This window comes from Nibrella saemangeumensis (genome assembly GCF_039541915.1).
In the GTDB taxonomy this organism is placed as follows: Bacteria; Bacteroidota; Bacteroidia; order Cytophagales; family Spirosomataceae; genus Nibrella; species Nibrella saemangeumensis.
The window spans coordinates 14,793-40,288 of the sequence record NZ_BAABHD010000071.1 but is presented as its reverse complement, the minus strand read 5'-3'; the positions used below and the strand labels follow the sequence as shown (position 1 = coordinate 40,288).

Genomic DNA, 25,496 nt, shown 5'->3' with positions numbered 1-25,496 from the left:
ACTAATTACTATTTCTTATCGGTCATTCCGATTAGTTATAGGTAGTGCTGGTCGAGCACGCCGGCGACCCGGTCCGTTTCACGGGCGAGCCTTCCGATGCCCCTGGTGGTGGCGATCGGCAAAGTTCAGAAAGGTTTCGGCCAGGCGCTCACTGGCTCCCTGTCGTTGAATAGTGTAGAAGTCGCGCTGAATGGATAGTCCCTTTACATCCAGCACCCGGAAGGTACCGGCCTGCAGTTCGTTTTCGACAGCGTAGATGGAGATGAAGGCCAGGCAGCGGGAGTGGGTCAGGTAAGATTTAATACTTTCGGTGCTGCCCAGGTACATCTCCACGGTAATGTCGCTGAGCTTAATGCCGATCTGCCGCAGGGCGTGTTCGATGACTTCCAGGGTGCCGGACCCCCGTTCGCGCAGTACCAGCGGCTGGCTTCTCAACTCGTCTACTGTAATCTCGTCGCGCTGGGCCAAGGGGTGAGCACTATGGCTGATCAGGACAATTTCATCCTTAACAAACGGCGTGTAGCGCAATTCGTGCAGGTGGGTGCGGCCTTCGACAATGCCTAGTTCAATGTCGTGGTTCAGCAGGGCCTGCTCAATCTGCTGCGTGTTGCCGCTCACCAGTGATATCTTCACATCGGCATGTCGTTCGTGGAAGCGGGCGAGTATGGGGGGAATGAGGTACTGCGCTACGGTCGTACTGGCGCCCAGCCGTAGGGTACCCGAATGCTGCCCTTTCAGCACACTCAGGTCATATTCCAGCTGGCGGTAATTGCCCAGAATGGTTTCGGCATGCCGCAGGGCAATTTCGCCAGCGGACGTTAAGCGGATCTGGTTGCCTAATCGTTCAAAGAGCGTAGTGCCAAACTGCTGCTCCAGTTCGTGAATATGTTTGGTAACGGCGGGCTGAGTAACAAAGAGTTCGGCTGCGGCTTTGGTAAAGCTAAGCCGTTTGGCTACTGTGTAAAAAACCTGCAGACGAAAATCGAGCATGGAAATAAGGACGGGATAAACGTAGAAAAGCAGCACGCGCTACTTTTGCAAAGAAAACAAGCATCTCCGCTCTAACCCAGGTCAATCCTGTTTTTAATTTGATGAATAAACGAAATGTGGCCGTTTGGGCTCGCAACGTACTTGGCGGTTTACTGCTTAGCGGAACAACGCTGGTCAACGGACAGTCTCTATCCGAAGCCATTCGGCTCAACCAGATCGGTTTTTATCCCAACGCGCCTAAAGTGGCCGTAGTGGTTGGGGCAGACGCCGGTACCTTTCAGCTGATGACGCCGGACCAGAAAAAGACGGTGTACACCGGCACCCTTGGCGAACAACGGCAGAATGCCATCTCCGGCAAAACAACCCGCCTGGCCGACTTCTCTGCTTTCAAAAAGAATGGCACCTATGTGCTGGTAATACCGGGCGTTGGCCATTCCTATCCCTTCGAGATACGCAGCAATGTGCACCGGGAGGCAGCCATCGGCTCGCTGAAAGGCTTTTATTACCAGCGGATGTCGACGGAGCTGCCGGCAAAATTTGCCGGGCAGTGGGCTCGTCTAGCCGGGCACCCGGATACACGCGTGCTGATTCACCCGTCGGCGGCTGACGATAAGCGCCCGGCCGGTTCGGTTATCTCGTCGCCCCGTGGCTGGTATGATGCCGGCGATTACAATAAGTATATTGTGAATTCAGGCATCACCGTAGGCACGCTTCTGTCGCTCTACGAAGATTTTCCGGCTTATTTTAAGACATTCGAAATTAATATTCCCGAGAGCGGCAACAACGTCCCCGACCTGCTGGACGAAACGCTGTGGAACCTGCGCTGGATGCTGACCATGCAGGACCCCAACGGTGGCGGTGTGTACCACAAACTGACCAACCCCAGTTTCGACGGTATGGTGATGCCCGACAAAGCCTTGAAGGACCGCTATGTGGTGCAGAAAAGCGTGACGGCGGCCCTGGACTTTGCGGCCGTGATGGCGCAGTCGGCCCGAGTCTTCAAACCATTCAACAAAGAGCTGCCTGGTTTGGCCGATTCATGTTTGACAGCCGCGGTGAAAGCGTGGGAGTGGGCGAAGAAGAACCCAGACAAGCTGTACCGGCAGGACGAAATGAATAAGCAGTTCGACCCGGACGTTAGCACCGGCACCTACGGCGACAACAATACCAGTGACGAATGGATCTGGGCAGCGGCCGAACTGTATGTGACCACAAAGAATGATGCCTACTATACCGCCATAAACCTGTTTCCGGACGATAAAACTCCGCTACCCTCGTGGAATCAGGTACGTACCCTCGGCTATTATACGCTGGCTCGGTTTGAGAAAAGTCTTACGGCAACCGGTAAAAAAGACCTGCCAGCGCTAAGGCAGATGCTCATTCGTAATGCGCATAACCTGATCCAGGGAGCCGACCAGCACGCTTATCGGATGGTGTTTGGGAAAGTTGCCAGCGATTACATCTGGGGAAGCAGCGCCGTTGCCGCCAATCAGGGGATTGCCCTGATTCAGGCGTATAAACTGACAAATGATAAGAAGTACCTGAACTATGCGTTGGCGAACCTGGATTACCTGCTGGGCCGGAACGCAACAGGCTATTCGTTCCTGACCGGTTATGGCGATAAGCCCGTGCTGAATCCGCACCATCGTTCGTCGGTTGCCGATGGCATTGATGCACCGGTTCCGGGGCTGCTGTCCGGCGGTCCCAACGGCAATGCGCCCCGTCAGGATAAATGCCCCGGCTACACGGCTACCTCCGCCGACGAGATGTTCATCGACGCCAGTTGCTCCTATGCATCCAACGAAATCGCCATTAACTGGAACGCGCCGATGGTGTATCTGGGTGCGGCCCTGGAGGCTTTGCAAAATGACGGTGGGTTTACAGCAGGGAGTAAATAACAATTTTTGCCATGCCGACGCAGGAGGCTTCTCGGGCTTTGTACCTCAGTAGTGTCAGGATGCCTCCTGCGTCGGCATGACAAAAGAAAAGCTTACTTCCGATAATCCAGCGCCGGCTTTCTCGGCCCCAACAGCGCTTCGTATTTAAAATTCTTACCCCGCAACTCTTCCCACTCCGCGCGGGCCTTGGTGATCAGCGTTGGGTCGTTAAACAGGTCCATGGCAGTGAGGGTAAGCGTTTTGGCGGCTACCATCATCCCTTTTACGCCGATGCTGGTACCCCCGGCCGCGACCGCCTGCCAGCTATGCGCTGCGGTACCCGGCACCCAGGTGGCGGCCCGCATACCTACCGTTGGTACGGCCCAGCTTACGTCGCCAACATCGGTAGAGCCCCCGCTGGTGGGGTCGTTGGTTGAAAACGTACCTACCCTGGCAGCCTCCTGTGGTTTTCGGATCGAACCGAAGGAAGCTCCAAACGTTTCGCCAATCTTCTCGGCAAACCGGGTTTCTTCGTCGGTGTAGGTAACTCCGCCTACCATACTCAGGTTCTTGTGCATCAGCCGTGACAGCGATTCAATGGGCAATACATTGTACACCCCACCGATAATCTCCACCTCCATCTTGGTATCGGTACCCAGTGCCGCGCCTTCGGCGGCTTTCACGATGCGCTTCCAGACGTCCTGCAAAATTTCCCGGTTCTTGTTCCGGGCGTAGTAGTACACTTCGGCAAAATCGGGTACCACGTTTGGCGCTTCACCTCCCTTGGTGATGACATAATGCACCCGCGTATCCGACGGAATATGTTCCCGCATCATGTTTACCATGTGGTTCATGGCTTCTACGCCGTCCAGGGCCGAGCGGCCGCGCTCGGGGGCTCCGGCTGCGTGGGCCGATATGCCCCGGAACCGGAATTTGGCGGATATATTCGCCAGGGAGGTAGACGGGTCAGCGCCGTTGCTGTCGCCGGGATGCCAGTGGAGCACCACATCGGTTCCGTTGAACAGGCCCTCGCGCACCATGTACACTTTGCCCGAGCCACCCTCTTCGGCCGGGGTTCCATACAGTTTTACCGTGCCGCTTTTGCCGCTTTTCTGCAGCCAGTTCTTTACTGCAATGGCTGAGGCCACCGAGCCCGTTCCGAACAGATGGTGGCCACAGGCATGACCGGCTTTTTTACCGTCGATGGGTTTACGCTCGGGTGTTGCTTCCTGCGCCAGGCCGGGCAGGGCATCATACTCGGCCAGAATGCCGATGACCGGCTTGCCGCTGCCGTACGTGGCCACAAAGGCGGTAGGGATACCCGCAACACTAGCCTGCACGGCAAATCCTTCCTTCTTCAATTCCTCCTGCAACAGGGCCGAGCTTTTTACCTCCTGATAGCCGACCTCGGCAAAGTCCCAGATTTGTTTGGCTACCGCGCCATAATGGGCCGTCTTACTCTCCAGACCAGTCAGTATGCTTTCCTGATCTTTAGGGGCTTTAGGCTGAGCGAAGGTCACTGGGCCAAGTAGCGTCAAGGCCAGCAGCCCTATCCATTGCGTGTTCAGTTTGTTCATTCCAGATTCTTTAGTCGGATTGTTTTTGTTGAACGACCACCAGGCCGGACATCCTCACAAATTAAACTTTTTCCATGAATGCCGCAACGATTTTCGCTGCGGCCCGTTGAAAAGCGGCTTTGTTAATTACGTTACCAGTCGGTTTCATCGACGCTCTTTGGTCATTCTTCGGCATAAAATGCCGTTTCGGCCATATATATTTAGAGGAGCGGGCAGGCAGGTTGTAGCTTTGTTTCATCAAGTACACGAGAAGCACGATCCACACCCATGAAAGCCATACTGAATCAATCGCTTATCGCAGCGGCCGTTTGTGCGGCAACCTTCGCGCAGGCACAAACGGCCGTTCGCCCTACCGCCGAACAGCTTTATCAGCAGGGAGCGCGGTTCAACAGCCCAGCCTGGGCGGTGCCGTACCGGGATACCCTCAGCCGGGAGCAGCGACTGGCCGGTCTGGCGCAGGTCTGGTCGGAGACGAAATACAACTTTGCCTACTTTGATAAAGTCCCCCACCTCGACTGGGATAGCCTCTATATCGCCTACATTCCAAAAGTTCTGAAAACGGCATCGACCGAACAGTACTACCAGACGCTGGAGGAAATGATGGCTCAGCTGAACGACGGCCATACCTGGGTGATTCCGCCCAGCGTAATTCGGGAGCGCCGGGGAAAACCGGGCATCCAGACTGCCCTGATTGAAGGCAAAGCGATGGTGGTCGGGTTGAAAGACCTGAACCTGACCAGACTGGGCATCCGGCCGGGTCTGGAGATCACAAAGGTCAACGGCGAAGACGTACATGCGTATGTCAACCGCGCCGTTCGTCCCTATATCAGCAGCTCGACCGAGCAGAACCGCCGGATGTTCAGCTACGATTATGCCTTTCTGCTGGGTAACAAAGCGGATTCTGTGCGACTCACTTTTGACGATGGCAGCGGCAAGTCCTTTACCCGTACACTGCCCAACCGGAATACCAGCCAGATGAACGAGACCTCCATGGGTAACCGACGCGATTTTGACTTCCGCTGGTACGGTGATCAGGTGGCTTACGTATCACTGACGTATTTCGATGACCGGAGTATCGTCACCAAATTCGACTCCATTTACCCGCAGTTGAAAAAAGCTAAAGCCGTCATCCTCGATGTTCGCCAAAATGGGGGCGGTAACAGCGCCAACGGCTGGGATATTCTGGCCCGGTTCACGAACAGAGACTTTCCGATGGGTAAATGGGAAACCCGCGAGTACAAACCGGCGCACCGGTCGTGGGGCCACGAGAAACTCGGCTGGACCGGCGATAAATACATATACAACATTACCCGGAAAGACAGTACTGACTTCATCAGCGTTCCGCTGGTGATACTGGCCGGTGCCAAGACCAACTCAGCTGCTGAGGACTTTCTGTCGGCCTTTGTGCAGATGCAGCGCGGCCTCATCGTTGGCGAGCCTACCTCCGGAAGCACCGGAAACCCGCTATTTGTGAACCTACCCGGTGGCGGAGCCGCCATCATCTGCACCAAACGCGATACCTTTTACAACGGTACCGAGTGGGTAGGCAAAGGCATTCAACCGAATATTCCGGTCAGCCAGACCATCAAAGACCTTCGATCGAATAAAGATACCGTGCTGGAACACGCACTACAGCTAGTAAAAAATCAACTTCGTGCTGCAAAGTAGAAGGTTGATTGTGTGTTGTGGGTGTATAAAGCAGGCTGATGTTATCGGCCTGCTTTTTTTAATGAACAATGAATAATGGCTTCGCAGGCTGACCTCTGTTCATCGTTCATTATTCATTAATCCTGTTTCCAATACTTCCCACTTCTGCCCGGTATGCTTTAGCAACGTAAGGGCATGGGCGGTAAAAGTTCGGTCGTAAGGTTGCTGGGAGAAATAAGCCCAGGCGTCACGGAAGACCTTCCGCTGGAGGTCTTTGAAAGCAACGGTCATGTGGGCGTGAAACGGGCGGGTGTCGGGTGTGATGCCGAGGTGCTGGTGAAAAACGTTTGCCGTGAGCTGGTAGCAGTTGACCAACGACTCGTCAGTTTTTACATCAACAAAAATAACCCGCTGGCCAAAATGATCGAAATTTTGCAGATGGATCGGAAACGGTGCCAGTTGAGACGCGGCCGCCGTCAAGGATTCCTGAATGACAGGCATCTCGTCGGCTGACCATTTAAACGGCGGGATGAGGGTAATATGCGGGGGTGACTTCAGGGCGTGGCGGCTGCCGAATTGCTCCGCAGCCGCCAGTTTAAACGCCGTCACTTCCTGCTGAATCTGTTCGTCCGGCAGTATCGCAACAAAAAAGAGTTGCGGGGTTTGACTGATCAAACCTTCTCGGTGACTCTCCATTCAAACTGAATTACCTGCTGCACATCAGGGTGGAGGGTGAGCGCTACCGGGCAGGTATGGGCGGCCTGTTCCAGTTCAGCTTTTTTCTCCGGTGACAATTCTTCGGGGGTCAGCATCGTTAGATTTATCTCAATGCGGGCGATTTTGCGCGGTCCTTCGGTGGTCATAATTTTGGTGATGTCCATCTCGCTACCGGTGAGTTCGATACCGTCGCGCCGGGCCCGGATGCCCATGATGGTCATCATACAGCTACCGAGAGCGCCGGCGACCAGGTCGGTAGGTGAGAAGGCTTCGCCCCGGCCGTTGTTGTCGGTGGGTGCGTCGGTGGTAATAACGGTGCCGGATTGCAGGTGCGTTGCTTCAGTGCGCAGACCGCCCTGGTAAACCGTGTGAATTGTTGCCATGAAATCAATGAATTATGTTCGCTAATTATTCAAACATAAAAATAACCAGTTAGTTAAGCCAGTAGGGTGGAGGTAAAGTCTTGATATTTGCTGGTAATTTTGTATTTTTAGTTCACGATCCTACATTCTGTCATGAAATCTCTACGTAAGGTAGTATGGGCCTCGGCCGGTCTTTGGCTGCTGGTATTCGGCAGTACCAAAGCACAGACAGCCGACTCGGACGAAGATAACTACACCTCGGTAACAACTTATGGGGTTACCACCAATACCAATTCGGGCATATTGGGTGGGTTTGCCTTCCGGCAGGCGAAGCTACTGCCCGGTACAATGTTTGGCAAAAAGCAGTTTCGGTACATCAGCGTCGAAGTCGTCAATGTAAAGCATCCTAAGGAAATCCAGCAGCAGACGTCTATCTCCGGCTCCCGGTATATTTACGGCAAACAGAATTTCCTGTTTGTCGTGCGACCGCAGTATGGCCGTGAACTGACCCTTTTCCGGCGCAATGCCGACGAAGGCGTCGCTATTAACGCCATCCTGGCAGCTGGCCCTTCGCTGGGTATCATTAAGCCATACTACGTTCAGGTTTCGTACGGTAACCAGACCCGTAACATTCCGTACCGGCCGGCGCTCGCCAACTCGCCAACCGAAAATATTATTGGTTCCGGCGGCTTTTTTCAGGGATTTGGGAAATCAGAACTGACGGTCGGGGTAAACGTGAAAGCTGCTGTTAGCTTCGAACTGAGTGCATTTCGCAACAATACCACCGGCATTGAAATCGGTGTTCTGGCCGAAGCGTTCCCCAAACAAATTGTTATCATTCCCAACACCACCAACCGCAACTTCTTTACCTCCGGCTACGCCACGCTGTTTTTTGGTACGAAGAAATAGGCAAGAGACGATAGACAAAAGACATTGGACCTTAGACTAACTGCTTAGCAAAGTCTACCGTCCAATGTCTTTTGTCTATCGTCTTTTTCCCGAACTTTACCGCCGTAAATTTCATTTTACAGGAAAGAGAACGAGTTTGTCATGATTGAACTCCCCGTAATACCCTCCGAAAAAGAACGTAGACCAAAACGGCCCGACTGGCTGCGGGTAAAGCTGCCCATCGGCCCGGAATACGCCAAAGTTCGTAAGCTGGTCGATACCTATAAACTACACACCATTTGCGAAAGCGGTAATTGCCCGAACATGGGTGAGTGCTGGGGAGCCGGCACGGCTACCTTTATGATCCTGGGTAATGTCTGCACGCGAAGCTGTACGTTCTGCGCCGTAGCCACCGGCCGGCCCAACGAATATGATACCGATGAGCCCCGGCGTGTAGCCGAAGCCATCGTGCTCATGAAAGTAAAACACGCGGTATTGACCTCGGTTAATCGGGATGAACTGAAAGACCGCGGTGCCGAAATCTGGTACCAGACGGTGCGGGCGATCAAGGAAGTATCGCCCGAAACAACCATCGAAACGCTGATCCCGGATGTAAAAGGCAACTGGGACGCGCTGATCCGCATGATTTCGGCCGGTCAGGAAGTGGTGTCGCACAATATGGAAACCGTGGAGCGGCTATACCGTCGGGTACGTCCGCAGGCTAAATACGAGCGAAGCCTGGAGCAGATTCAGCGGACCAGAGAGTTTGGGAAGCGCACCAAATCCGGTATTATGCTGGGACTGGGTGAAACCAAAGACGAAGTGCTGAAAGCCATCGACGACCTGGTCGCGCACGGCCTCGACATTCTGACGCTGGGTCAGTACCTGCAACCGACCAAAATGCACCACGAGGTGATCGAATGGATTCATCCGGAGACCTTTGCCCTGTATAAGGAAGAAGGCCTGCAGCGCGGTTTGAAATACGTAGAATCCGGTCCGCTGGTGCGGTCGTCGTACCATGCCGAGCGCCACGTCTTCTAATACATTTTGAACCACGGGGTTCCGGAAGCGGTTGACAGAGTGTCGGCCGCTTTTTTGTTTTAGCACCGGGCTCTTATCTTTGAGAAAACCACCTTCATGCGCCGATACGACTTCATCATTGCCGGGGGCGGAATGGCGGGCTTGAGTTTAGCGTACTACCTCAACCAGTCTGTTCTCCGGAATAAATCCATATTGATCATCGATAAAGAAGAAAAGAAAACCAACGACCGGACCTGGTGCTTTTGGGAGCGTGGCGAACGGAACCCGTTTGAGGCTATCGTTCACCGCAAATGGCAGGTGGTTGACTTCTATGAACCCACGTTTTCGGCGCAACTGAACCTCGGCGAGTACTGGTACAAAATGATCCGGGGCATCGACTTCTACACCTATGTGATGAACGACCTGCTCCAGAACGAGAATATTCAATTCGTAAACCAGACCATCCACCGGATTACCAATACCCCCCAAGGCGCTTTTGTAATCGCCGGTGACGAGGCCACCACCTACATCGCGGACTACGTATTCGACAGTACCTACGCGCTGAAGCTTACCGACCCGAACCGGCATAACCTGCTCCAGCATTTCAAAGGCTGGGAAATTGAAACCCAAAAGCCGGTATTTGATACGAACCGCGCTACGCTGATGGACTTCAGGGTATTTCAGGATAACGACTCCCGGTTCTTTTATATTCTGCCGTTGTCGACCACCAGAGCGCTGGTTGAATTTACCCTGTTTTCGGACAAACTGCTTCCGCCGGAAGAGTATGTCGGGCAGCTTAAACACTACATTCAGCACACCCTGGGCCTGGCGGAATATGAAATCCGCCACGAGGAATTCGGCGTGATTCCGATGAGCGACGAACGAACCCCCGAACGCATCGGCAAACGGATCATCCGCATCGGTACGGCAGGTGGGTATACAAAAGCCTCTACCGGCTACACCTTTGTGCGTACCCAGCGATATACCCAGGAAATTGTCAGTAACCTGCTCACCATCGGGAAGCCGTTGAAGAAACGAAGCTGGTTCCGGCGCCGGCACCGGCTGTACGATAGCATTTTGCTGAACGTGCTGGCCAACCACCGCTACCCCGGCAGCGAAGTCTTTGCCCGGCTCTTTCGCCGGAACGAGCCTGCTCAGGTACTGGCCTTCCTCGACGAAGACACGACCTTTCGGGAAGAGCTCAACATTATGTCTACCGTGCCGCTGGGCGAATTTACCGTAGCCGCACTCGATGTTTTTCGAAAACGGGTGCTGAGCCTGATCTGAACAGCATTGGGCAAACGGCATAGAAGGAGAATTTTGGGCCGGTGAGTAATGAACTTTGGCCTCTATCAAATATCCGTTAGCTTTGCGGTTCGAAACAAAGCAGAACTCAGTACCGATGCCGTACCTATTCACTTCCGAATCGGTTTCCGAAGGACACCCCGATAAAGTTGCCGATCAGATATCCGATGCGTTAATTGATCACTTTCTGGCGTATGATCCCACCAGTAAGGTAGCCTGCGAAACGCTGGTAACCACGGGTCAGGTTGTGCTGGCTGGTGAGGTAAAAACCAATACCTACCTGGATGTCCAGAAGATTGCCCGCGAAGTCATTCGCCGGATTGGCTACACCAAAAGCGAGTATATGTTTGAGGCTAATTCGTGCGGTATCCTGTCGGCCATCCACGAACAGTCGCCCGACATTAACCAGGGTGTTGAACGATCGAATCCCGAAGAGCAGGGAGCCGGTGACCAGGGGATGATGTTCGGTTACGCGACTAACGAGACCGAAAACTATATGCCGCTGCCGCTGGATCTGGCGCATAAGATCCTGCAGGAGTTATCGTATATCCGCAACCACGAAACGAACCTGATGACCTACCTGCGTCCCGACGCCAAGTCACAGGTGACCATTGAATACAGCGACGATCATAAGCCTATCCGGATTGATACCATTGTGGTGTCGACGCAGCACGACGATTTTGGCTCGGATGCCTCCATGCTGGAAACTATCCGGACCGATGTGATCAACATTGTGCTGCCCAGGGTCAAAGCCAAACTGAAGCCCGAACTGCAATCGCTCTTTACCGGCGATATTACTTATTATATCAACCCAACAGGTAAGTTTGTGATCGGTGGTCCGCACGGCGATACCGGTTTGACTGGTCGTAAGATCATTGTGGATACATACGGCGGTAAGGGCGCGCACGGTGGTGGCGCTTTCTCCGGCAAGGATCCTTCCAAGGTAGACCGTTCGGCTGCCTACGCTACGCGCCATATCGCTAAAAACATGGTGGCCGCCGGGCTGTGCGATCAGGTGCTGGTGCAGGTATCGTACGCCATTGGGGTTGCTAAACCCTGCGGGTTGTTTATTGATACCTACGGCTCGGCCCGGGTGGATATGAACGATGGTGAGATTGCCAAAAAGATCGAAGAGATCTTTGATATGCGCCCGTACGCCATTGAGCAGCGGCTGAAACTGCGTAATCCGATCTACTCCGAGACGGCCGCTTACGGACACATGGGCCGGCAGAATCAGGTGGTGAAGAAAGTATTCGGCACCAACGGCCAGACTAAAGAGGTCGAAGTGGAGCTGTTTACGTGGGAGAAACTAGACTATGTCGATCAGATCAAAGAAGCGTTTGGGTTGGCGTAAATTGCCGGTTCTGAGCGATAGACAGCAAAAAGCCGCTCCGGTGTCGGGGCGGCTTTTTGGTTCCAGGCCGGTAAGATTATAACTCTTCGGGTTCTACGGCTTCGGCGCGCATCTGGGCCCTGGCCTCCACGATTTCCTGGCGGGAATGTCCGTTTCGTTTTTGTTTAAAGCGTACGAGTTTATCTTTCAGTACGTCCACCAGGCGGTCGGTGGCGCCTTCAAAGGTTTTGTCTTGTTCGGATACAAAGATTTCTTTGCCGGGGATGCTCAGCCTCACTTCCACAACTTTGTCTTTTACCTTGTTGCTTGATGCACCATCCAGCATTAAAAACACTTCTGCGCCGGTAATCCGATCGTAGTACGTATCCAGCTTATCCAGTTTCCGCTGAACAAAGTCAAGGAGCTTCTGATCGGCCGAGAAGTGTACGGCATTAATCTGTAGTCTCATAGTGTCACACAGTTAAGTTGAAAAATTATGCCTATGGACTGCCTAAGTTTAGAAACAGATGGATACGTGTCAAGGATAACGCTCATTATTATTGAATAAATTTTCCCGCAGCCAGCCAGATCTCTGTAAGTGATTGTTTGCTAAGTGTTTGTCTTATCAAGGTAGGCAGGTTTAATCATTCTTCTATATGAACGAAAAGTCCCGGAACGCTCCGTCAGGACCGATCCGGGACTTTTCGTTCATTATTGGCTGCGCGGTTACGCGTTAATGATTTCGCCACCGTTGATGTGAATGACCTGGCCGGTAATGTAGGAAGCATCCTCACTGGCCAGAAAGACGTAGGCCGGTGCTACTTCGGCCGGCTGGCCGGGCCGCTTCAGCGGAGTATCCTGCCCAAAGCTTGCCACCCGCTCTTCATCAAAAGTAGCCGGGATTAGCGGAGTCCAGATCGGACCGGGCGCTACGCCGTTGACGCGGATCTTCTTCTCGGCCAGGTTGCCTGACAGCGAACGGGTAAAGGCCGTAATGGCTCCTTTCGTCGAGGAGTAGTCGACCAGGGTTTCACTGCCCCGGTAGGCCGTCACCGATGTTGTGTTGATGATGGAGTCATTTTCCTGCAGGTGGTTCATGGCCGCTTTGGTCACGCGGAACATGGCCAGAATATTGGTCTCAAACGTAGCCACCAGGTTTTCGTCGGCAATATCCTCAAAGCTTTCTTCGGGATACTGCACAGCTGCGTTGTTGACCAGGATGTTGAGCTTACCAAACTCCTTCACCGTATCGGCAACGATCTGGCTACAGAATTTTGGGTCACGCAGGTCGCCGGACAACAAAAGACAGCGCTTTCCTTCTTTCTCCACTTCGGCTTTGGTTTTTTGGGCATCTTCCTGCTCCTGTGGGGTATACACAATGGCTACGTCGGCACCTTCACGGGCAAAGTGAACGGCTACGGCCCGGCCAATACCGCTGTCACCTCCCGTGATGAGGGCTACTTTTCCTTTAAGTTTATCCGCCCCTTTATAGCTGTCGCGGATGTAGATCGGCCGGGGTGTCATTTCATGCTCCAGACCGGGTTGCTGTTCCTGGTGTTGAGGAGGGATTTTAGTTTCCATTTCCATACAATGCGTTGAGTTAAGTATTGCTTCATGGGGTAAAGCCCAAAGCTGGTCCGGTTGTTTATGAAAATCTATCAAATTGGTAGTTTATAGGCCGCCGGAGCCCTTTTTGATGGGCAGGAAAAAAGAAAGCCGGAATGGATCCGGCTCTTTGGGTTAGTCAAGCAGGCGGCTCAGATACCGCTGAAAAATCTGTTCATGGCCGGTGTACTCGCTATCGGAGTCAAATAATTCCTCCAGATACTCCATAATAGCTTCTTTGCCCCGTTCGCCGGGATAAAAGCGATCTTTTAACTGAAGAATAGCCTGTAATGTCTCGTAGTCGGAGTTACTTTCAAAGAAAGCATGGGCGGTTTTAAAATGGTCAAAGCCGATCTTGCGCTTCACGAGGTTTTGTTCTTCTTCCGTCACCGTCAGATCGGCGTTGGAGGCATATATCATAATCAGGGCCAGCAGGTCCCGTTTTGACCAGGATTCGAGTGTATCAATCATAACTGAGGTTATACAAAATGAATATTGACAGCTAAACGAAAAGACGGCCTGTCACCAGCAGAAATGTTATTGGAAGGGACAAGCCGTTGCAAACAAAAGCAGATTTTCGTTGATTCGTCCGCCCGACAAAACAACAAAATTCTGCTAAACAGGCTGCTATGGAAGAACTCAAATTCATCAAAAACCTTCAGATCAGGACCGCCGGCCCCCTGCTGATCCTGAACGCCCCCGCCGACTACCTGACGAAGATTCGCAGCCTGCCCCATGCCATCCATACCGAGCCGCAGGACACATCGTATGGCTTTATCCAGGCATTCGCCACCAGGCTGGATGAGGTAGAGCGCTACAGCCAGGTTGCGGTAGCGCTTCTGGCCGATGACGGGGGCCTTTGGATATCGTACCCCAAGGGTACCTCCAAACGCTACCAATGTGAGTTCAACCGCGATAGCGGCTGGGCCAGTCTGGGGCAGCATAACTTTGAACCCGTCCGGCAGATTTCTATTGACGAAGACTGGACGGCCCTGCGGTTCCGGCCGGTCGACAAGATACGGACCCTTACCCGCCGGGGAGCCATCAGCCCAAAAGCACAGGCGCGAATTGATGAGCGTAATAAAAAGCAGGAGTCATAACGGCTTCCTGTAATTAGAGCTAATCAAAGTCGGGCAAGTACCCGGCTTTTTGTTTTTGGTAGCCGAAAATAGCTCTTCCATTCAGCATTTTTAACCGGCGCTTTACCCCGCCGTTCAGGTCGTTCGGGTCCATTTCCATGCCGTTCGGCGCTTGAAAACCCCCACAGCATCGTTTTTAGGCCGAATTTTGTCCCGGTAAATTTCTATCCACACAAAAACGTCAAACACATGCAACGCAAAGTACTCGCTATGCTCATCCTTTGGGCAAGTATGGCCGCAGGGGTATCCAATGCGCAGGATGCGCCCGGTCCCCGTCGCCCGCTCTCCTCACCGATTACCGTATCGGTGTTCTCCGAATCCATCAGTTTACCTACATTCAAAGGTTTTTTTGAGAAGCCGAACGTAGGCGTACGCATTGGTACAGAACTGTACTATCGCAACCGGCCCGGTTCACAGCTTTTCCAGACGGTAAACCTCGGATATTACCATCACCGCGCTCTGCATCACGGCCTGTTTGTGAGTAGTGAATTTGGGTACCGGAAATTCATAGGGCCGCTCTACCTGGATGCTACCATCGGCGGTGGGTACCTCCACCTGATCCCGACGGTGCCGATGTACCGGTCAGCAGGCGGTGAATTCACCAGAGTCTCTCCGCACCTGCATAAGTTCATGCCTACGCTCGGGCTCGGTGCCGGCTACCGCATCAATCAGCGCACTTCGGTATTCTCCCGCTATGAAGTGTTTGGCGAGATGCCTGTTGTTCAGGACGTACCGGTATTGCCGCATAAAGCCCTGCACGTAGGTGCCCGCCTGAGTCTGAGCCGATAAAATTAGTAGTCACTATCCACACAAGAAAAACAACACCATGAAACAAGTACATGCATTCGTTGGGTACGCCCTGATTATGAGCAGCCTGCTGGCCTGCGATACCGACGTTCCTGCACCAGTGGCCCCGGCCGACAACCGGGCGGATTACAGTCTTCACCCTAAGCATTCGTTCTACCAGGGTGAACTGGAGAAATACCGGCAGCAACACGAGGCACCGGGTGCCATCATGCTGGTGAAAACCCCAACCCATGGCCTATGGATCGGAGCGACTGGCAAATCGAATCTGGAGCACCAGACCCCGATGCGTGGGGATGAACGGATACGCGTGGGCAGCATCACCAAAACCCTGGTGGCTACCCTGGTCCTGAAACTGACCGAACAGGGAAAACTGAAACTGGATGATAAGCTGAGCCAATGGCTGCCGCAAACGGCCGGTACCATCCCGCAAGCCGGACAAATAACCATCCGGCACCTGCTGACCCATACCAGCGGGGTTCTCAACACCGGTAGTGATAACATACCGTTTCAACTGGCGCTGATAAACCGGCCGCAGGACGCCGATATGACGCAGCCGGAGAAGATTCTGCAACGGTTCATCTACGAAAAGCCGCTCTACGGCGAGCCCGGGAATGTATACAGGTACAGCAATACCGGCTATCTGCTACTGGGGATGATTATCGAGAAAGCATCCGGCAAATCGCTGAAGGACTCTATGCAGGAAGGTATTCTGGCACCCGCCGGTATGACGGATTCTTACCTTGAAAAGCGCAACGACCCCCGCGTAGCCCGCAGCTATTTCGACCTGTACGGCGATGGCCGGCTGCTGGACGTCAGCGACTGGGAGCGGGCTTACGACGATGGCGGAGCCCCCGGTGGCCTGATTACCACCGTCTCTGACGTACTGAAGTTCTCCGACGCGCTGTTTGGGGGTAAACTACTCAGCGCAGCCTCGCTGGAGGAGATGAAGTCATCGGTCCGGCTGCCGTCCTGCCCGAATGGTGACTGTGAATACGGCTTCGGTATGGAAACCTGGAATCTTCCGTTGGCAACTGGCTATGGACATAACGGAGGTGTTATAGGTATAGACGCCAACTGGCTGTATTTCCCGGCGCGTCAAGCCACCGTCGTCCTCTTTATGAACAAAGGCATTCCGGCCAATAAGGGAATAATTGAGCGCGTACTTCAGTAGCCATATCGCAGCAGTCATAAAAATAGAGAGCTAAAAACCTGGGTAAAAGCAAAGCAAACGGATTGTCCTAAGGCGATCGGTTCGCTTTGCTTTTTACCGTTTACTAAAAAAGTTTACATTAGTGTTGTATTTATATGATATATCATAGAAATTTGAAATACGAACGCTTAACCTTATGCTGAACGAAGTTATTTTTTATTCACTCGAGAAGACCATAAAGCGCTACCGGCAGTTTGCGCAGGCACATATTGATCACGCTGGTATTGATATTACCATAGACCAGTGGCTGGTACTGAACGTCATCCGCGATTCGCCGGAACTGGGACAGGTGGAAATCGGTGAGCGGATATTCAAGGATCAGGCATCGGTGGCGCGCATTATCGAATTGCTGGTGAAGAAGAAGCTGATTGTACGGACGCCGAGCGCCAGCGACCGCCGGAAGCTGGATATGCAATTGACCGAATCCGGCCAGCGGCTGATGAACGTGGTAACGCCCATTGTGCATAACTACCGGCGTCTGGCGCTGGAAGGACTGAACGAAAAAGATATTGACCAACTAAAGATAATTCTCGACGTAATTTTTACCAATTGTCTATCCACACCACACAAACATGACACGATTCGCAAAACAAAGCTGGCTGGCCAGCCTGATGCTGCTGGCAGCTAATGCCCCGATGTTTGCCCAGTCAGACCTGACCAATCGCCTGGATGGGCTGATGCAGCGCTACGTCGACCAACGCTACTTCTCCGGCGTGGTTTTACTGGCAAAAGGAGACAGGGTACTCTATCATAAAGCCTTCGGTTTGGCCGACCGGGAGCGGCAGATCTCCATTAGGCCGACGACCAATTTTACTATTGCGTCGGTTGGCAAAGCGCTCACGGCAACGGTGCTGATGCAACTGGTGAAGGAGGGAAAGGTGGATTTACAAAGGCCGGTGAACGACTACCTGCCGGAATACCACATCCCGAACGGCAACAACATTAAGGTGTATCATCTGCTGTCCCATACCGGCAATACGGGTAACTACATGCTGCACCCGGATTACGACACAATTCGGGCAACAGCCAAATCGCACCACGACCTGATGCCGATGGTAGTAGCCAGGGTATCGGACAAAGACACAGTTGGGAAGCAGTTCCGGTACTCCAACTCGGGCTTTATTTTGCTGGGCCGGATTGTTGAAAAGGTAACGGGAAAAGACTTCGGCACCACTCTGCAGAACTACATATTCTCTAAAGCAGGTATGACCAATTCGTACCTGGTTCCGAAAGGTTTCAAAGCGCCCGAAGAGGCCATGCCCTACGAACTCCTGACCGATAAAGTCTACCAGGCCGTAGCCATCCGTCAGGATCCGGCAATGGGCGATGGCGGACTAATGGCCAATGCTGTCGATCTCTGGCGCTTTGGGCATTGGGTGCAAACCACTTTCCCAGCCGATCTGCGGCAGCAGATGTGGTCGCCCCGAATTGCGCAGCGGAAAGACTCAGACTACGGCTATGGCTGGGCTATTAGTCAGCAACATGGTAAAACGCAGGTATCACACGACGGCGGGTCGGCCGGGGCGTCGGCCGACCTGCGGTTGGTGCCGGAGGACGGCTACACTGTAGTTGTACTGATCAATCAGCATCTGAACCCCAAGGAGGTATCCCGAAAGATGCTGGATATTGTCTATACCGGTGAAACCGAAATGCCGAAACGCGAATTTGTCCGCTCCGTTATCAGCGATATTGACACAAAAGGCTTTGCCGATGTAAAAAGCCGCTTTTCTGAAATTCTGAAGACTGGCTACGAATACAAGCCCGGAACGGGCGACTACATCAATCTCTTCAATGGCCTGAATGATGTAAAACGCCACCAGCAGGCGCTGGAATTAGCCGAAATAGCGGCTCTGGAAAACCCCACCGCAGCCTGGCCATACGAAGCGCTGGGTGACGCTTATTTCGGCCTGAACGACAAAGAAAAAGCCAAAGCCGCTTTTGAACAGGCCCTGAAACTGGATGCCAATAATTATTGGGCGAAGCTGATGCTGGCGAAGATGGGAAGAGACTAAAAAGAATTACCTATACGCCCATCCACTGCCGGAATTCGGGAGCGCGTCGGCGGCTGACGGCCACCTCATCGTTACAGGAAGGCTGGAGTTGCAGTAGCAGGCGTCCGGAACCGTCGTTTTCGACTTTGCGGATGCACTGGCGGTTGGCAATAAACTGCCGGTTTATCCGGAAGAAATCCTCGGCCGGTAACTGCTCGGTTAGCTGCTCCAGCGTGGCATCTACGGTAAACGATTGGTTATCGGCCGTCTTGACAACGCTCATTTCGTTTGTGATAAAAATGTAGGCTACCTCCGATGTTGGCACCGGAACGAAGCCCCGGCCCTGGTTGACCAGCAGGGTTTTTTTTGCAGGACTACGGGCATCGGCCGGTTCGGTTCGCCTATCACTCTCCGTCTTCAGTGTATCAATCTGCCGTTGCAGTCCGGCTACCGTATGCCGGTGGTAAACAATTAGCCACCACAACGTGTAAAGCAGGTGCAGGATGGTGGTGAAGAGCAGACTGGTAGGGATATCGGTGACGAATACGACGCTGATATTGAACGGGGCCGGCCGGTCGATGATCAGGTCGTTATACACAAAACTGAGGGCCAGCACCAGCAGGCCGGTCAGGCTGTAGGCCATCAGGCCCTGAATCATCAGGCGCGGCAGGGTTTGCGTCGCCCAGGAGTACCGCTGGTCCAGTGTTCGGATAAGCCACCGGTTCAGTTCCCAAACCAGAAACATACCCAGGATGCACACGGCCAGATCGGCATAATAAACGGGATTTCGAAGGAGATCGATCAGCGGGGCCGGTTCACCGATGTGGCGGAAAATAAGCCCCCAAACCGGCACGCCAACGAGCCGGAGCCAGCGATCGGGATACTGTATCGGATGCATACGGGTAAACGAATGGTCGAATTTAACGAAAAGCTACCGGTATACCCTGGGTTTTCCTGTTAAAATGGCTTGTTTGCCGGGAGATTATCGTTACTTTTTCAGGCCTAACTACTTGTCCCGAAAGAACATAGTAGCCGGTTCCGGGTTTATTCAGCAAATGCTCTACCCATTGCCATTCATGACTATGAACCAAACTATACTACCTATGCGCCTGTTGATTGTCGAAGATGAAAAAGAAGTAGCTTCCTTTATCAAAAGTGGGTTGGAAGATTTCGGCTTACAGGCCGATATCGCCCCTGACGCCATGGTTGGGCAGCAGATGCTGGCGGCCAACGATTATTCAACCATCATTCTGGATATCAACCTGCCGATCGTCAACGGCTTTGAGTTCTGCAAAATTGTTCGAAACCGGCACCATGACCTGCCTATCCTGATGCTTACCGCCCTGGGCAGTACCGAAGACAAACTGACGGGATTTGATGCCGGTGCCGACGACTATCTGGTTAAGCCGTTTGAATTTCGGGAGCTGATGGCCCGGCTGCGGGCATTGAACCGCCGGTACGCGGCCATTCCGGCTGAGTCGGTGGTGCTCAAAATGGCCGACCTTGAACTGAACCTGAACAGCAAGGTAGTGAAACGGGACAGTCAGAAGATTAACCTGACGGCCCGGGAACTGGCGCTGCTGGAGTTTTTTATGAAGCATCCCAACAAAGCCCTGAGCCGCTCCGAAATTGCCCAGAATGTCTGGGATGTTACCTTCGATACCGGTACAAACGTGGTCGATGTCTATGTAAATTACCTGCGGAAGAAAATCGATAAAGACTTCTCGCCCAAGCTGATCCATACGCTCAGTGGCATAGGCTATATTATGAAGGACTCCGACGACTGATGAATGAACGTACGAACGAGACTTTCCATTAATTTTCTGTTGGTGGTGGCGGCCAACCTGATCCTGTTCACGATTGCCATCTACTTTACGTCAGCCTATTTCCGGCAGAAGGATTTTTATTCGCGGCTGGTGGACAAAGCCCGGTGGAACGCCCGAATGCTGATGCATTCTGAAGAACTTAACGCCCGGGTACTGCGGCTGTTCGACCGGCATAATCTGACGACACTGCCCGAGGAACAGATCACGGTGTACAACCCCCTGAACCAGCTGGTATATGCCAGCGACGACACGCCCGATGAACTGATACCAACGCCCAGGATACTGAACCAGATCAGGGAGGAGAAAGAAGTCAGGTTTGAGCACGATAGCAAAGAGATTATCGGAGTGGCATACAGCAATCAGGGGCATGAACTGGTGGTCATTGCGTCGGGGTACGATGAATTTGGCTTAACAGAATTGCGCCACCTGCGAACCATCCTGAGTATCGGACTGCTCTTCAGCCTGACGCTATTGGGCCTGACCGGCTGGTTCTATGCCGGCCGGGCGCTGCGGCCGATCTCCGAGGTGATTCGCCAGGTCGATTCCATCACCGTTTCCAACCTGAACCAGCGCGTCAAGGCGGGAAACGACCACGACGAGATTGCCCAACTGGCGTATACCTTTAATCAACTCCTCGGCCGCATCCAGACGGCTTTTGACCTGCAGCGGACATTTGTGGCCAATGCCTCCCACGAATTGCGAACTCCGTTGACCATCATTACCGGGCAGATTGAAGTAACGCTGATCAAACCGCGTACCGTTGAGGAGCACGAAGCCAAGTGGCGGACCGTAATGGATGCCATCCGGCAGATCAACCGCCTGGCCAACGACTTGCTGCAACTGGCGCAGGTGAGCGTCGACGAAGTCGCGATGGCCTGGCGGGAGGTAGCCCTTGACGAGGCCATTTACCAGGCTGCCAAAATGTTGAAAGAAAAGCAACCCGAGTATCAGGTGCTGTTTTCGTTTGATGAAAGTATGGAAATGGAACAGCCCTCGCTGCTGGTGAAAGGCGAAGAGTCCCTGCTGATCTCGGCTTTTCTGAACCTGATGGAAAATGCCTGTAAGTTTTCGGCCAACCACCAGGTGGAGGTGGTGCTGGGCATTGATCAAGAATGGGCTACCGTCCGGTTCTCAGACACGGGCATCGGCATCAGCGAAAAAGATATGCCGTATATCTACGAGCCTTTCTTCCGGGCCGAAAACGCCCGGCAGGTCAAGGGTTACGGCATTGGCCTGCCTTTGACGCGACGGATTGTGCTGCTGCACCACGGCCTGATCGAGGTAGAGTCAGATCTCGGTGTCGGTACCCGCATTACCGTCCGCCTGCCCACGACTTCCTGACGTTTCTAATCGGTTTTTCATCAAATTCTCACCAACTTTTCATCAGCCTTTAATTGTCCTCTCATCATCTTCTAACAGCTCTCTAACGGCCCCTTTAGCAGGTGTCTGTAGTTTTGTACAGTCAAATAAATTGTACCAGATACTTTGCTTTTATGAAAACGAACAGAAGTGGTAATCGGTTAGGAGTCAGAAGTATAGTGAATTGGGGGACAGTTTGGGGGTTGATCTTTGCCATGATCGCTCTGAATATTTACACTGGTTTTGAGAAGCAGAAAGCTGATCGGGATGTGCGGCTTCAGATGACGACCCGGCAGGTGGATTCCCTCCGGGCAGTGCAGCGTCAACTGGATCAGGAGTTGTCCGTCATGCGGACGTCGCTGAATCGATACCCGGCTAGTTCTCAAACCATAGACGCCGGCTCCGCAACCATGGCGAAGTCGCAATAACTGATCACATACTGGTAGTACCCGACGGGCCAGCAGGCCCTTACTTTTTTTCAGATCGATGAAAGCAACAGCAAAACCTTGGGGAGCCATTGATATCAACACCATTGCGGGTGATTTCAGGGGGGGCTTTGTCTCTTTTCTGGTGGCGGTACCGCTTTGCCTGGGAATTGCCCTGGCTTCGGGAGCGCCCCTGTTTTCCGGAATCATTGCGGGGGTAGTGGGCGGTCTGGTCGTTGGACTGAGCAGCCGGTCTGCACTCAGTATATCGGGCCCCGAAGCCGGCCTGATCATGGTAGTACTGAGTGCAATGGAAGCGCTCGGATCGTTTCAGGCGGTGTTGCTGGCAACCTGTCTGGCCGGGATTATCCAGTTTGGCCTTGGCTTCGCGCGGGCTGGTATCATCAGCAACTTCTTTCCGACGTCGGTCATCAAAGGTATGCTGGCCGGTATCGGAATCATCCTGATCATTAAGCAGTTGCCACACCTGGTTGGCTACGATGTCGACTCGGCAGAAGCGTTTGTGCTGTTTCCGACCGACGGAGCCGACATCATCGAACAGTTTGGGTTAGCCCTGGGGCAGGTAAGCGTGGGGGCTATACTGATCGCGCTGGTATCACTGGCGGTACTGATCCTCTGGGAGCGTCCTGTTTTTAAAACACACCCGTTGCTGAAAAGCGTACCTGCTGCCCTAATTGTAGTGGTGCTGGGGATTACCATGAACGAACTGTTCAAAGGCGCTTTTCCGCAGTGGGTTCTTCGCGATGGGCATCTGGTGCAGTTGCCGGTTCCCGAAGATGTTGCTGGCTTCCTGGGCCTGGTAACGTTCCCGGACTTCGGGCAGCTAACCAATCCGCAGGTATATCTGTCGGCGCTGGCTATTGCGCTGGTTGCCAGTCTGGAGGCCCTGCTGGCGATAGAAGCTACCGACGAACTTGACCCGCTGAAGCGGAAGACGCCGACCAACAGGGAACTCAAGGCACAGGGCATCGGCAACCTGGCCAGCGGGCTGGTGGGTGGTATCCCCATTACGTCGATCATCGTCCGGAGTTCCATCAGTATCAACGCCGGGGCCCGTACCAAACGGGCGGCTCTGATTCACGGCAGCCTGCTGCTGGTCTGTGTGATTACCCTGCCGAGCGTATTGAATCGGATTCCCTGGGCTGCGCTGGCATCAATTCTGCTGATAACCGGCTACAAGCTGGCAAGAGTCAGTGTGTTCAGGCAACTGTACCAGCAGGGAAAAACCAAATTTCTGCCTTTTGTGACAACCGTGCTGGCAATTCTGGTAACCGATCTGCTGACCGGTATTTTCGTCGGCATGCTGGTTGGTATATTCTTTATCTTGCTCGATAGTTACCAGCATGGCTACCAGGTGCATACTTACACTGAGAAAGGAGTAGAGCGATTCAGGATCCTGCTGGGCAACCACGTTACGTTCCTGCACAAGGCCGGACTGGTTCAGGTGCTGCGTGACCTGCCCGATAACGCCATTGCTGAGATCGACGGCACGCATTCAGCGTATATCGACAGCGATGTTATTGCCGCTATTGATAGTTACCGACAGTCGGCCCAGATGCGTAATATCCGGCTGCTGTTCGTTCAGGAGTTTCGGGAAGACGACCCACAGCCGGCACACCGGCATAATGGGCAGCGGAGCAAACTCATCCCATCAATGAATAAGTGAATCCAAAAGGTGTACCTGAATTAGGTCGGCTCGTATCATGAAGCCGGCCTATTTTTTTGCCCCGGCCTCAGGCGGGACGAATAGCGTCGGCCAGTTGATCAATCAGCGCGTCGGCCTGGGCGAGGTAGTCTTCTTCGGAGAGTTTGCCCTGCTGGTAGAGGGAGAGCACGTAATCCAACTCCTGCTCAATAAGATCGCGGTTGGTAGGCGGCTTGGGCAGCAGATAGTCGGCCCATTCGGTAGGTTGCGGAAACAGGACCGGCTGCTCGGGCTCCTGGGTCAGCGGCAACAGTGGTGCACTGGCGCTGCCTTTGTGAAAGGATGGTGTATTCCGGGGAAGGAAAACGTCTGATTCTGAAGCATCATGATTCTGCATCTGCTGCCCCCAGGCCAGACCAATCAGGAAGCTGATGATGCCTACTGCCAGAACCCCTAAAAGTGCTACCATAACCATGGCCTAAAGGTACTGATTTGTACTTCTTTAGTAAAGTCAATCCCTAAGATTTATTACTTATACCAGTAAAGGTAGGACGAGAGGTTTATTATTCGGTTCGCGCTGGTCCGGCAAGTGCGCCTGGGCATCGGTGTAATGTCCACCGCCGGCCCGGACCTGAAGCCCCTGTCAGTACTTAATACGATTTACAAGCCTTTGATTATCAGTACCTAATTGGCTACTAATTCCGTTCCGTTCATCAGGTCCGGCGGCCTTCTATTGGATCTTTTTTCTGCTTATCCTGATAAATGTTGTACTATACGGCTTTTTACGCCAAATTTCCTTCATTAATCACCTGTTTACTACCTTCCGAACTATGTTTTACGTATTCTTAACCATTGCGATTCTGGCGCTGCTGTTTGTTTTTATGACTGTTAAGGTGGTGCCGCAGCAAACGGCCTACGTTGCCGAGCGCCTGGGAAAATTTTACGCCGTGCTGCAGCCAGGTATCAATTTCATCATTCCCTTCTTCGACCGGGTAGCGTACAAACACAGCCTGAAAGAAGCGGCTCTGGATATACCCGAACAGATCTGTATTACCCGTGATAACGTGCAGGTGCGGGTCGACGGCGTTATCTTTATTCAGGTGGTTGATCCGCAGAAAGCCTCTTATGGGATCGCTGATTACCGCTTTGCCGTAAGTCAGCTGTCGCAGACGACCATGCGGAGTGAGATTGGTAAAATTGAGCTTGATAAAACGTTTGAGGAGCGCATGACCATCAACCGGGCCGTTGTTCAGTCGATCGACGAAGCGGCCATCAGCTGGGGGGTAAAGGTACTGCGCTACGAAATCAAGAATATTACGCCCCCGCAGACGGTACTGAACGCAATGGAAAAGCAGATGCAGGCCGAGCGCGAGAAGCGGGCCGTCATTCTGCAATCGGAAGGGGAGAAGCAATCGGCTATTAACCTGGCCGAAGGGCAGAAGCAGAAAGTCGTGCTGGAATCGGAAGGGATCCGGCTCCGGCAGATCAACGAAGCTGCCGGTGAAGCGGAGGCCATTATCACGGTAGCCGATGCTACCGCCGAAAGCATCCGGAAGGTAGCCGAAGCCATTCAGCAGCGGGGCGGTCTGGACGCCGTGCAGCTTCGGGTGGCCGAGCAACTGGTCGATCAGTTTGGTAAACTGGCGAAGACCAACAACACGCTGATTCTGCCGGCAAACTTCGGCGATTTAGCGTCCATCATCACATCAGCCATGACAGTGGTAAAACATCAGGAAAAAGCGCAGTAACAAT

General features: G+C 53.2%; 25 protein-coding genes. 16 read left to right on the top strand and 9 right to left on the bottom strand.

What is annotated here, in order from left to right:
• Positions 1-78: 78 nt before the first annotated feature.
• Positions 79-990: a LysR family transcriptional regulator gene (locus ABD949_RS20120; RefSeq protein WP_345246332.1), complete on the bottom strand. Its 912-nt coding sequence runs from the start codon at positions 988-990 to the stop codon at positions 79-81.
• Between the two features lie 101 nt (positions 991-1,091).
• On the opposite strand from ABD949_RS20120, the gene ABD949_RS20115 reads away from it, so the two are divergent.
• Entirely contained in the window at positions 1,092-2,888 is a 1,797-nt protein-coding gene (locus tag ABD949_RS20115; protein WP_345246330.1) for a glycoside hydrolase family 9 protein, read from the top strand.
• Between the two features lie 92 nt (positions 2,889-2,980).
• Here the strand turns inward: ABD949_RS20115 and ABD949_RS20110 are convergent, their stop codons facing one another.
• Complete coding sequence (locus ABD949_RS20110) at positions 2,981-4,444, bottom strand: amidohydrolase (protein WP_345246328.1); 1,464 nt, start codon at positions 4,442-4,444, stop codon at positions 2,981-2,983.
• 267 nt (positions 4,445-4,711) lie between these two features.
• Between ABD949_RS20110 and ABD949_RS20105 the strand changes: the two genes are divergently transcribed.
• Positions 4,712-6,112 (top strand): S41 family peptidase, encoded by a 1,401-nt coding sequence (locus ABD949_RS20105; protein ID WP_345246326.1) that lies wholly within the window; start codon positions 4,712-4,714, stop codon positions 6,110-6,112.
• 99 nt (positions 6,113-6,211) lie between these two features.
• Here ABD949_RS20105 and ABD949_RS20100 read toward each other — a convergent pair whose 3' ends face one another.
• Together ABD949_RS20100 and ABD949_RS20095 are read right to left on the bottom strand one after the other, a co-directional pair.
• Positions 6,212-6,787, bottom strand: coding sequence for a 2'-5' RNA ligase family protein (locus ABD949_RS20100; protein WP_345246324.1), 576 nt, complete (start codon positions 6,785-6,787; stop codon positions 6,212-6,214).
• Positions 6,763-7,191: an OsmC family protein gene (locus ABD949_RS20095; RefSeq protein WP_345246322.1), complete on the bottom strand. Its 429-nt coding sequence runs from the start codon at positions 7,189-7,191 to the stop codon at positions 6,763-6,765. Before ABD949_RS20095 ends, ABD949_RS20100 begins: the two co-directional genes overlap by 25 nt.
• Positions 7,192-7,323: 132 nt before the next feature.
• On the opposite strand from ABD949_RS20095, the gene ABD949_RS20090 reads away from it, so the two are divergent.
• From ABD949_RS20090 to metK, 4 genes are all read left to right on the top strand, one after another.
• On the top strand, positions 7,324-8,079 hold the full coding sequence (locus tag ABD949_RS20090; protein ID WP_345246320.1) for a hypothetical protein: 756 nt from the start codon (positions 7,324-7,326) through the stop codon (positions 8,077-8,079).
• Between the two features lie 141 nt (positions 8,080-8,220).
• Positions 8,221-9,099, top strand: coding sequence for a lipoyl synthase (gene lipA, locus ABD949_RS20085; protein WP_345246318.1), 879 nt, complete (start codon positions 8,221-8,223; stop codon positions 9,097-9,099).
• A 96-nt stretch (positions 9,100-9,195) separates the two neighbouring features.
• Complete coding sequence (locus ABD949_RS20080) at positions 9,196-10,365, top strand: lycopene cyclase family protein (RefSeq protein WP_345246316.1); 1,170 nt, start codon at positions 9,196-9,198, stop codon at positions 10,363-10,365.
• 115 nt (positions 10,366-10,480) lie between these two features.
• Positions 10,481-11,737 (top strand): methionine adenosyltransferase, encoded by a 1,257-nt coding sequence (gene metK / locus ABD949_RS20075; protein WP_345246314.1) that lies wholly within the window; start codon positions 10,481-10,483, stop codon positions 11,735-11,737.
• A 76-nt stretch (positions 11,738-11,813) separates the two neighbouring features.
• On the opposite strand, the gene hpf is transcribed toward metK, so the two are convergent.
• The 3 genes from hpf to ABD949_RS20060 form a co-directional block, all read right to left on the bottom strand.
• On the bottom strand, positions 11,814-12,185 hold the full coding sequence (gene hpf, locus ABD949_RS20070) for a ribosome hibernation-promoting factor, HPF/YfiA family (RefSeq protein WP_345246312.1): 372 nt from the start codon (positions 12,183-12,185) through the stop codon (positions 11,814-11,816).
• A 257-nt stretch (positions 12,186-12,442) separates the two neighbouring features.
• Complete coding sequence (locus ABD949_RS20065; RefSeq protein WP_345246310.1) at positions 12,443-13,297, bottom strand: SDR family oxidoreductase; 855 nt, start codon at positions 13,295-13,297, stop codon at positions 12,443-12,445.
• Positions 13,298-13,456: 159 nt separating this feature from the next.
• Positions 13,457-13,792, bottom strand: coding sequence for a hypothetical protein (locus tag ABD949_RS20060; protein WP_345246308.1), 336 nt, complete (start codon positions 13,790-13,792; stop codon positions 13,457-13,459).
• Positions 13,793-13,950: 158 nt separating this feature from the next.
• Here ABD949_RS20060 and ABD949_RS20055 point away from each other — a divergent pair, with 158 nt between their 5' ends.
• The 5 genes from ABD949_RS20055 (at position 13,951) to ABD949_RS20035 (ending at position 18,489) form a co-directional block, all read left to right on the top strand.
• A complete protein-coding gene (locus tag ABD949_RS20055) occupies positions 13,951-14,421 on the top strand; it encodes a hypothetical protein (RefSeq protein ID WP_345246306.1) in 471 nt (156 codons plus the stop codon).
• A gap of 228 nt (positions 14,422-14,649) precedes the next feature.
• Positions 14,650-15,249, top strand: a complete 600-nt coding sequence (locus tag ABD949_RS20050; protein WP_345246304.1) for a hypothetical protein — start codon at positions 14,650-14,652, stop codon at positions 15,247-15,249.
• A 37-nt stretch (positions 15,250-15,286) separates the two neighbouring features.
• A complete protein-coding gene (locus ABD949_RS20045) occupies positions 15,287-16,438 on the top strand; it encodes a serine hydrolase domain-containing protein (RefSeq protein ID WP_345246302.1) in 1,152 nt (383 codons plus the stop codon).
• Between the two features lie 175 nt (positions 16,439-16,613).
• Positions 16,614-17,105: a MarR family winged helix-turn-helix transcriptional regulator gene (locus ABD949_RS20040; protein ID WP_345246300.1), complete on the top strand. Its 492-nt coding sequence runs from the start codon at positions 16,614-16,616 to the stop codon at positions 17,103-17,105.
• The gene (locus ABD949_RS20035; protein ID WP_345246298.1) at positions 17,050-18,489 is read left to right on the top strand and encodes a serine hydrolase domain-containing protein; all 1,440 of its coding nucleotides are present in this window, start codon (positions 17,050-17,052) and stop codon (positions 18,487-18,489) included. Before ABD949_RS20040 ends, ABD949_RS20035 begins: the two co-directional genes overlap by 56 nt.
• 10 nt (positions 18,490-18,499) lie before the next feature.
• Here ABD949_RS20035 and ABD949_RS20030 read toward each other — a convergent pair whose 3' ends face one another.
• Positions 18,500-19,366 (bottom strand): LytR/AlgR family response regulator transcription factor, encoded by an 867-nt coding sequence (locus ABD949_RS20030; protein WP_345246295.1) that lies wholly within the window; start codon positions 19,364-19,366, stop codon positions 18,500-18,502.
• Positions 19,367-19,571: 205 nt separating this feature from the next.
• On the opposite strand from ABD949_RS20030, the gene ABD949_RS20025 reads away from it, so the two are divergent.
• From ABD949_RS20025 to ABD949_RS20010, 4 genes are all read left to right on the top strand, one after another.
• Positions 19,572-20,255 carry a response regulator gene (locus tag ABD949_RS20025; protein ID WP_345246365.1) on the top strand — a complete coding sequence of 228 codons (684 nt, stop codon included), beginning with the start codon at positions 19,572-19,574 and terminating at the stop codon, positions 20,253-20,255.
• Between the two features lie 3 nt (positions 20,256-20,258).
• Entirely contained in the window at positions 20,259-21,635 is a 1,377-nt protein-coding gene (locus ABD949_RS20020) for a sensor histidine kinase (RefSeq protein ID WP_345246293.1), read from the top strand.
• A gap of 152 nt (positions 21,636-21,787) precedes the next feature.
• Positions 21,788-22,081 carry a hypothetical protein gene (locus ABD949_RS20015; protein ID WP_345246291.1) on the top strand — a complete coding sequence of 98 codons (294 nt, stop codon included), beginning with the start codon at positions 21,788-21,790 and terminating at the stop codon, positions 22,079-22,081.
• 58 nt (positions 22,082-22,139) lie between these two features.
• Complete coding sequence (locus ABD949_RS20010; protein WP_345246289.1) at positions 22,140-23,765, top strand: SulP family inorganic anion transporter; 1,626 nt, start codon at positions 22,140-22,142, stop codon at positions 23,763-23,765.
• A gap of 67 nt (positions 23,766-23,832) precedes the next feature.
• Here ABD949_RS20010 and ABD949_RS20005 read toward each other — a convergent pair whose 3' ends face one another.
• Positions 23,833-24,213 carry a hypothetical protein gene (locus ABD949_RS20005; RefSeq protein ID WP_345246287.1) on the bottom strand — a complete coding sequence of 127 codons (381 nt, stop codon included), beginning with the start codon at positions 24,211-24,213 and terminating at the stop codon, positions 23,833-23,835.
• A 361-nt stretch (positions 24,214-24,574) separates the two neighbouring features.
• Here ABD949_RS20005 and ABD949_RS20000 point away from each other — a divergent pair, with 361 nt between their 5' ends.
• Complete coding sequence (locus tag ABD949_RS20000; protein ID WP_345246285.1) at positions 24,575-25,492, top strand: SPFH domain-containing protein; 918 nt, start codon at positions 24,575-24,577, stop codon at positions 25,490-25,492.
• The last annotated feature ends 4 nt before the right edge of the window (positions 25,493-25,496 follow it).

Excerpts from the sequence above, each read along its gene's own strand:
- lipA (WP_345246318.1), top strand. The coding sequence starts at position 8,221 with ATGATTGAACTCCCCGTAATACCCTCCGAAAAAGAACGTAGACCAAAA.
- ABD949_RS20055 (WP_345246306.1), top strand. The coding sequence starts at position 13,951 with ATGGAAGAACTCAAATTCATCAAAAACCTTCAGATCAGGACCGCCGGC.
- ABD949_RS20100 (WP_345246324.1), bottom strand. The coding sequence starts at position 6,787 with ATGGAGAGTCACCGAGAAGGTTTGATCAGTCAAACCCCGCAACTCTTT.
- ABD949_RS20050 (WP_345246304.1), top strand. The coding sequence starts at position 14,650 with ATGCAACGCAAAGTACTCGCTATGCTCATCCTTTGGGCAAGTATGGCC.
- ABD949_RS20080 (WP_345246316.1), top strand. The coding sequence starts at position 9,196 with ATGCGCCGATACGACTTCATCATTGCCGGGGGCGGAATGGCGGGCTTG.
- ABD949_RS20000 (WP_345246285.1), top strand. The coding sequence starts at position 24,575 with ATGTTTTACGTATTCTTAACCATTGCGATTCTGGCGCTGCTGTTTGTT.
- ABD949_RS20015 (WP_345246291.1), top strand. The coding sequence starts at position 21,788 with ATGAAAACGAACAGAAGTGGTAATCGGTTAGGAGTCAGAAGTATAGTG.
- ABD949_RS20115 (WP_345246330.1), top strand. The coding sequence starts at position 1,092 with ATGAATAAACGAAATGTGGCCGTTTGGGCTCGCAACGTACTTGGCGGT.
- ABD949_RS20040 (WP_345246300.1), top strand. The coding sequence starts at position 16,614 with ATGCTGAACGAAGTTATTTTTTATTCACTCGAGAAGACCATAAAGCGC.
- ABD949_RS20120 (WP_345246332.1), bottom strand. The coding sequence starts at position 990 with ATGCTCGATTTTCGTCTGCAGGTTTTTTACACAGTAGCCAAACGGCTT.
- ABD949_RS20065 (WP_345246310.1), bottom strand. The coding sequence starts at position 13,297 with ATGGAAACTAAAATCCCTCCTCAACACCAGGAACAGCAACCCGGTCTG.
- metK (WP_345246314.1), top strand. The coding sequence starts at position 10,481 with ATGCCGTACCTATTCACTTCCGAATCGGTTTCCGAAGGACACCCCGAT.
- ABD949_RS20005 (WP_345246287.1), bottom strand. The coding sequence starts at position 24,213 with ATGGTAGCACTTTTAGGGGTTCTGGCAGTAGGCATCATCAGCTTCCTG.
- ABD949_RS20020 (WP_345246293.1), top strand. The coding sequence starts at position 20,259 with ATGAACGTACGAACGAGACTTTCCATTAATTTTCTGTTGGTGGTGGCG.
- ABD949_RS20045 (WP_345246302.1), top strand. The coding sequence starts at position 15,287 with ATGAAACAAGTACATGCATTCGTTGGGTACGCCCTGATTATGAGCAGC.
- ABD949_RS20090 (WP_345246320.1), top strand. The coding sequence starts at position 7,324 with ATGAAATCTCTACGTAAGGTAGTATGGGCCTCGGCCGGTCTTTGGCTG.
- ABD949_RS20105 (WP_345246326.1), top strand. The coding sequence starts at position 4,712 with ATGAAAGCCATACTGAATCAATCGCTTATCGCAGCGGCCGTTTGTGCG.
- ABD949_RS20010 (WP_345246289.1), top strand. The coding sequence starts at position 22,140 with ATGAAAGCAACAGCAAAACCTTGGGGAGCCATTGATATCAACACCATT.
- ABD949_RS20110 (WP_345246328.1), bottom strand. The coding sequence starts at position 4,444 with ATGAACAAACTGAACACGCAATGGATAGGGCTGCTGGCCTTGACGCTA.
- ABD949_RS20060 (WP_345246308.1), bottom strand. The coding sequence starts at position 13,792 with ATGATTGATACACTCGAATCCTGGTCAAAACGGGACCTGCTGGCCCTG.
- ABD949_RS20035 (WP_345246298.1), top strand. The coding sequence starts at position 17,050 with ATGACACGATTCGCAAAACAAAGCTGGCTGGCCAGCCTGATGCTGCTG.
- ABD949_RS20030 (WP_345246295.1), bottom strand. The coding sequence starts at position 19,366 with ATGCATCCGATACAGTATCCCGATCGCTGGCTCCGGCTCGTTGGCGTG.
- hpf (WP_345246312.1), bottom strand. The coding sequence starts at position 12,185 with ATGAGACTACAGATTAATGCCGTACACTTCTCGGCCGATCAGAAGCTC.
- ABD949_RS20095 (WP_345246322.1), bottom strand. The coding sequence starts at position 7,191 with ATGGCAACAATTCACACGGTTTACCAGGGCGGTCTGCGCACTGAAGCA.
- ABD949_RS20025 (WP_345246365.1), top strand. The coding sequence starts at position 19,572 with ATGCGCCTGTTGATTGTCGAAGATGAAAAAGAAGTAGCTTCCTTTATC.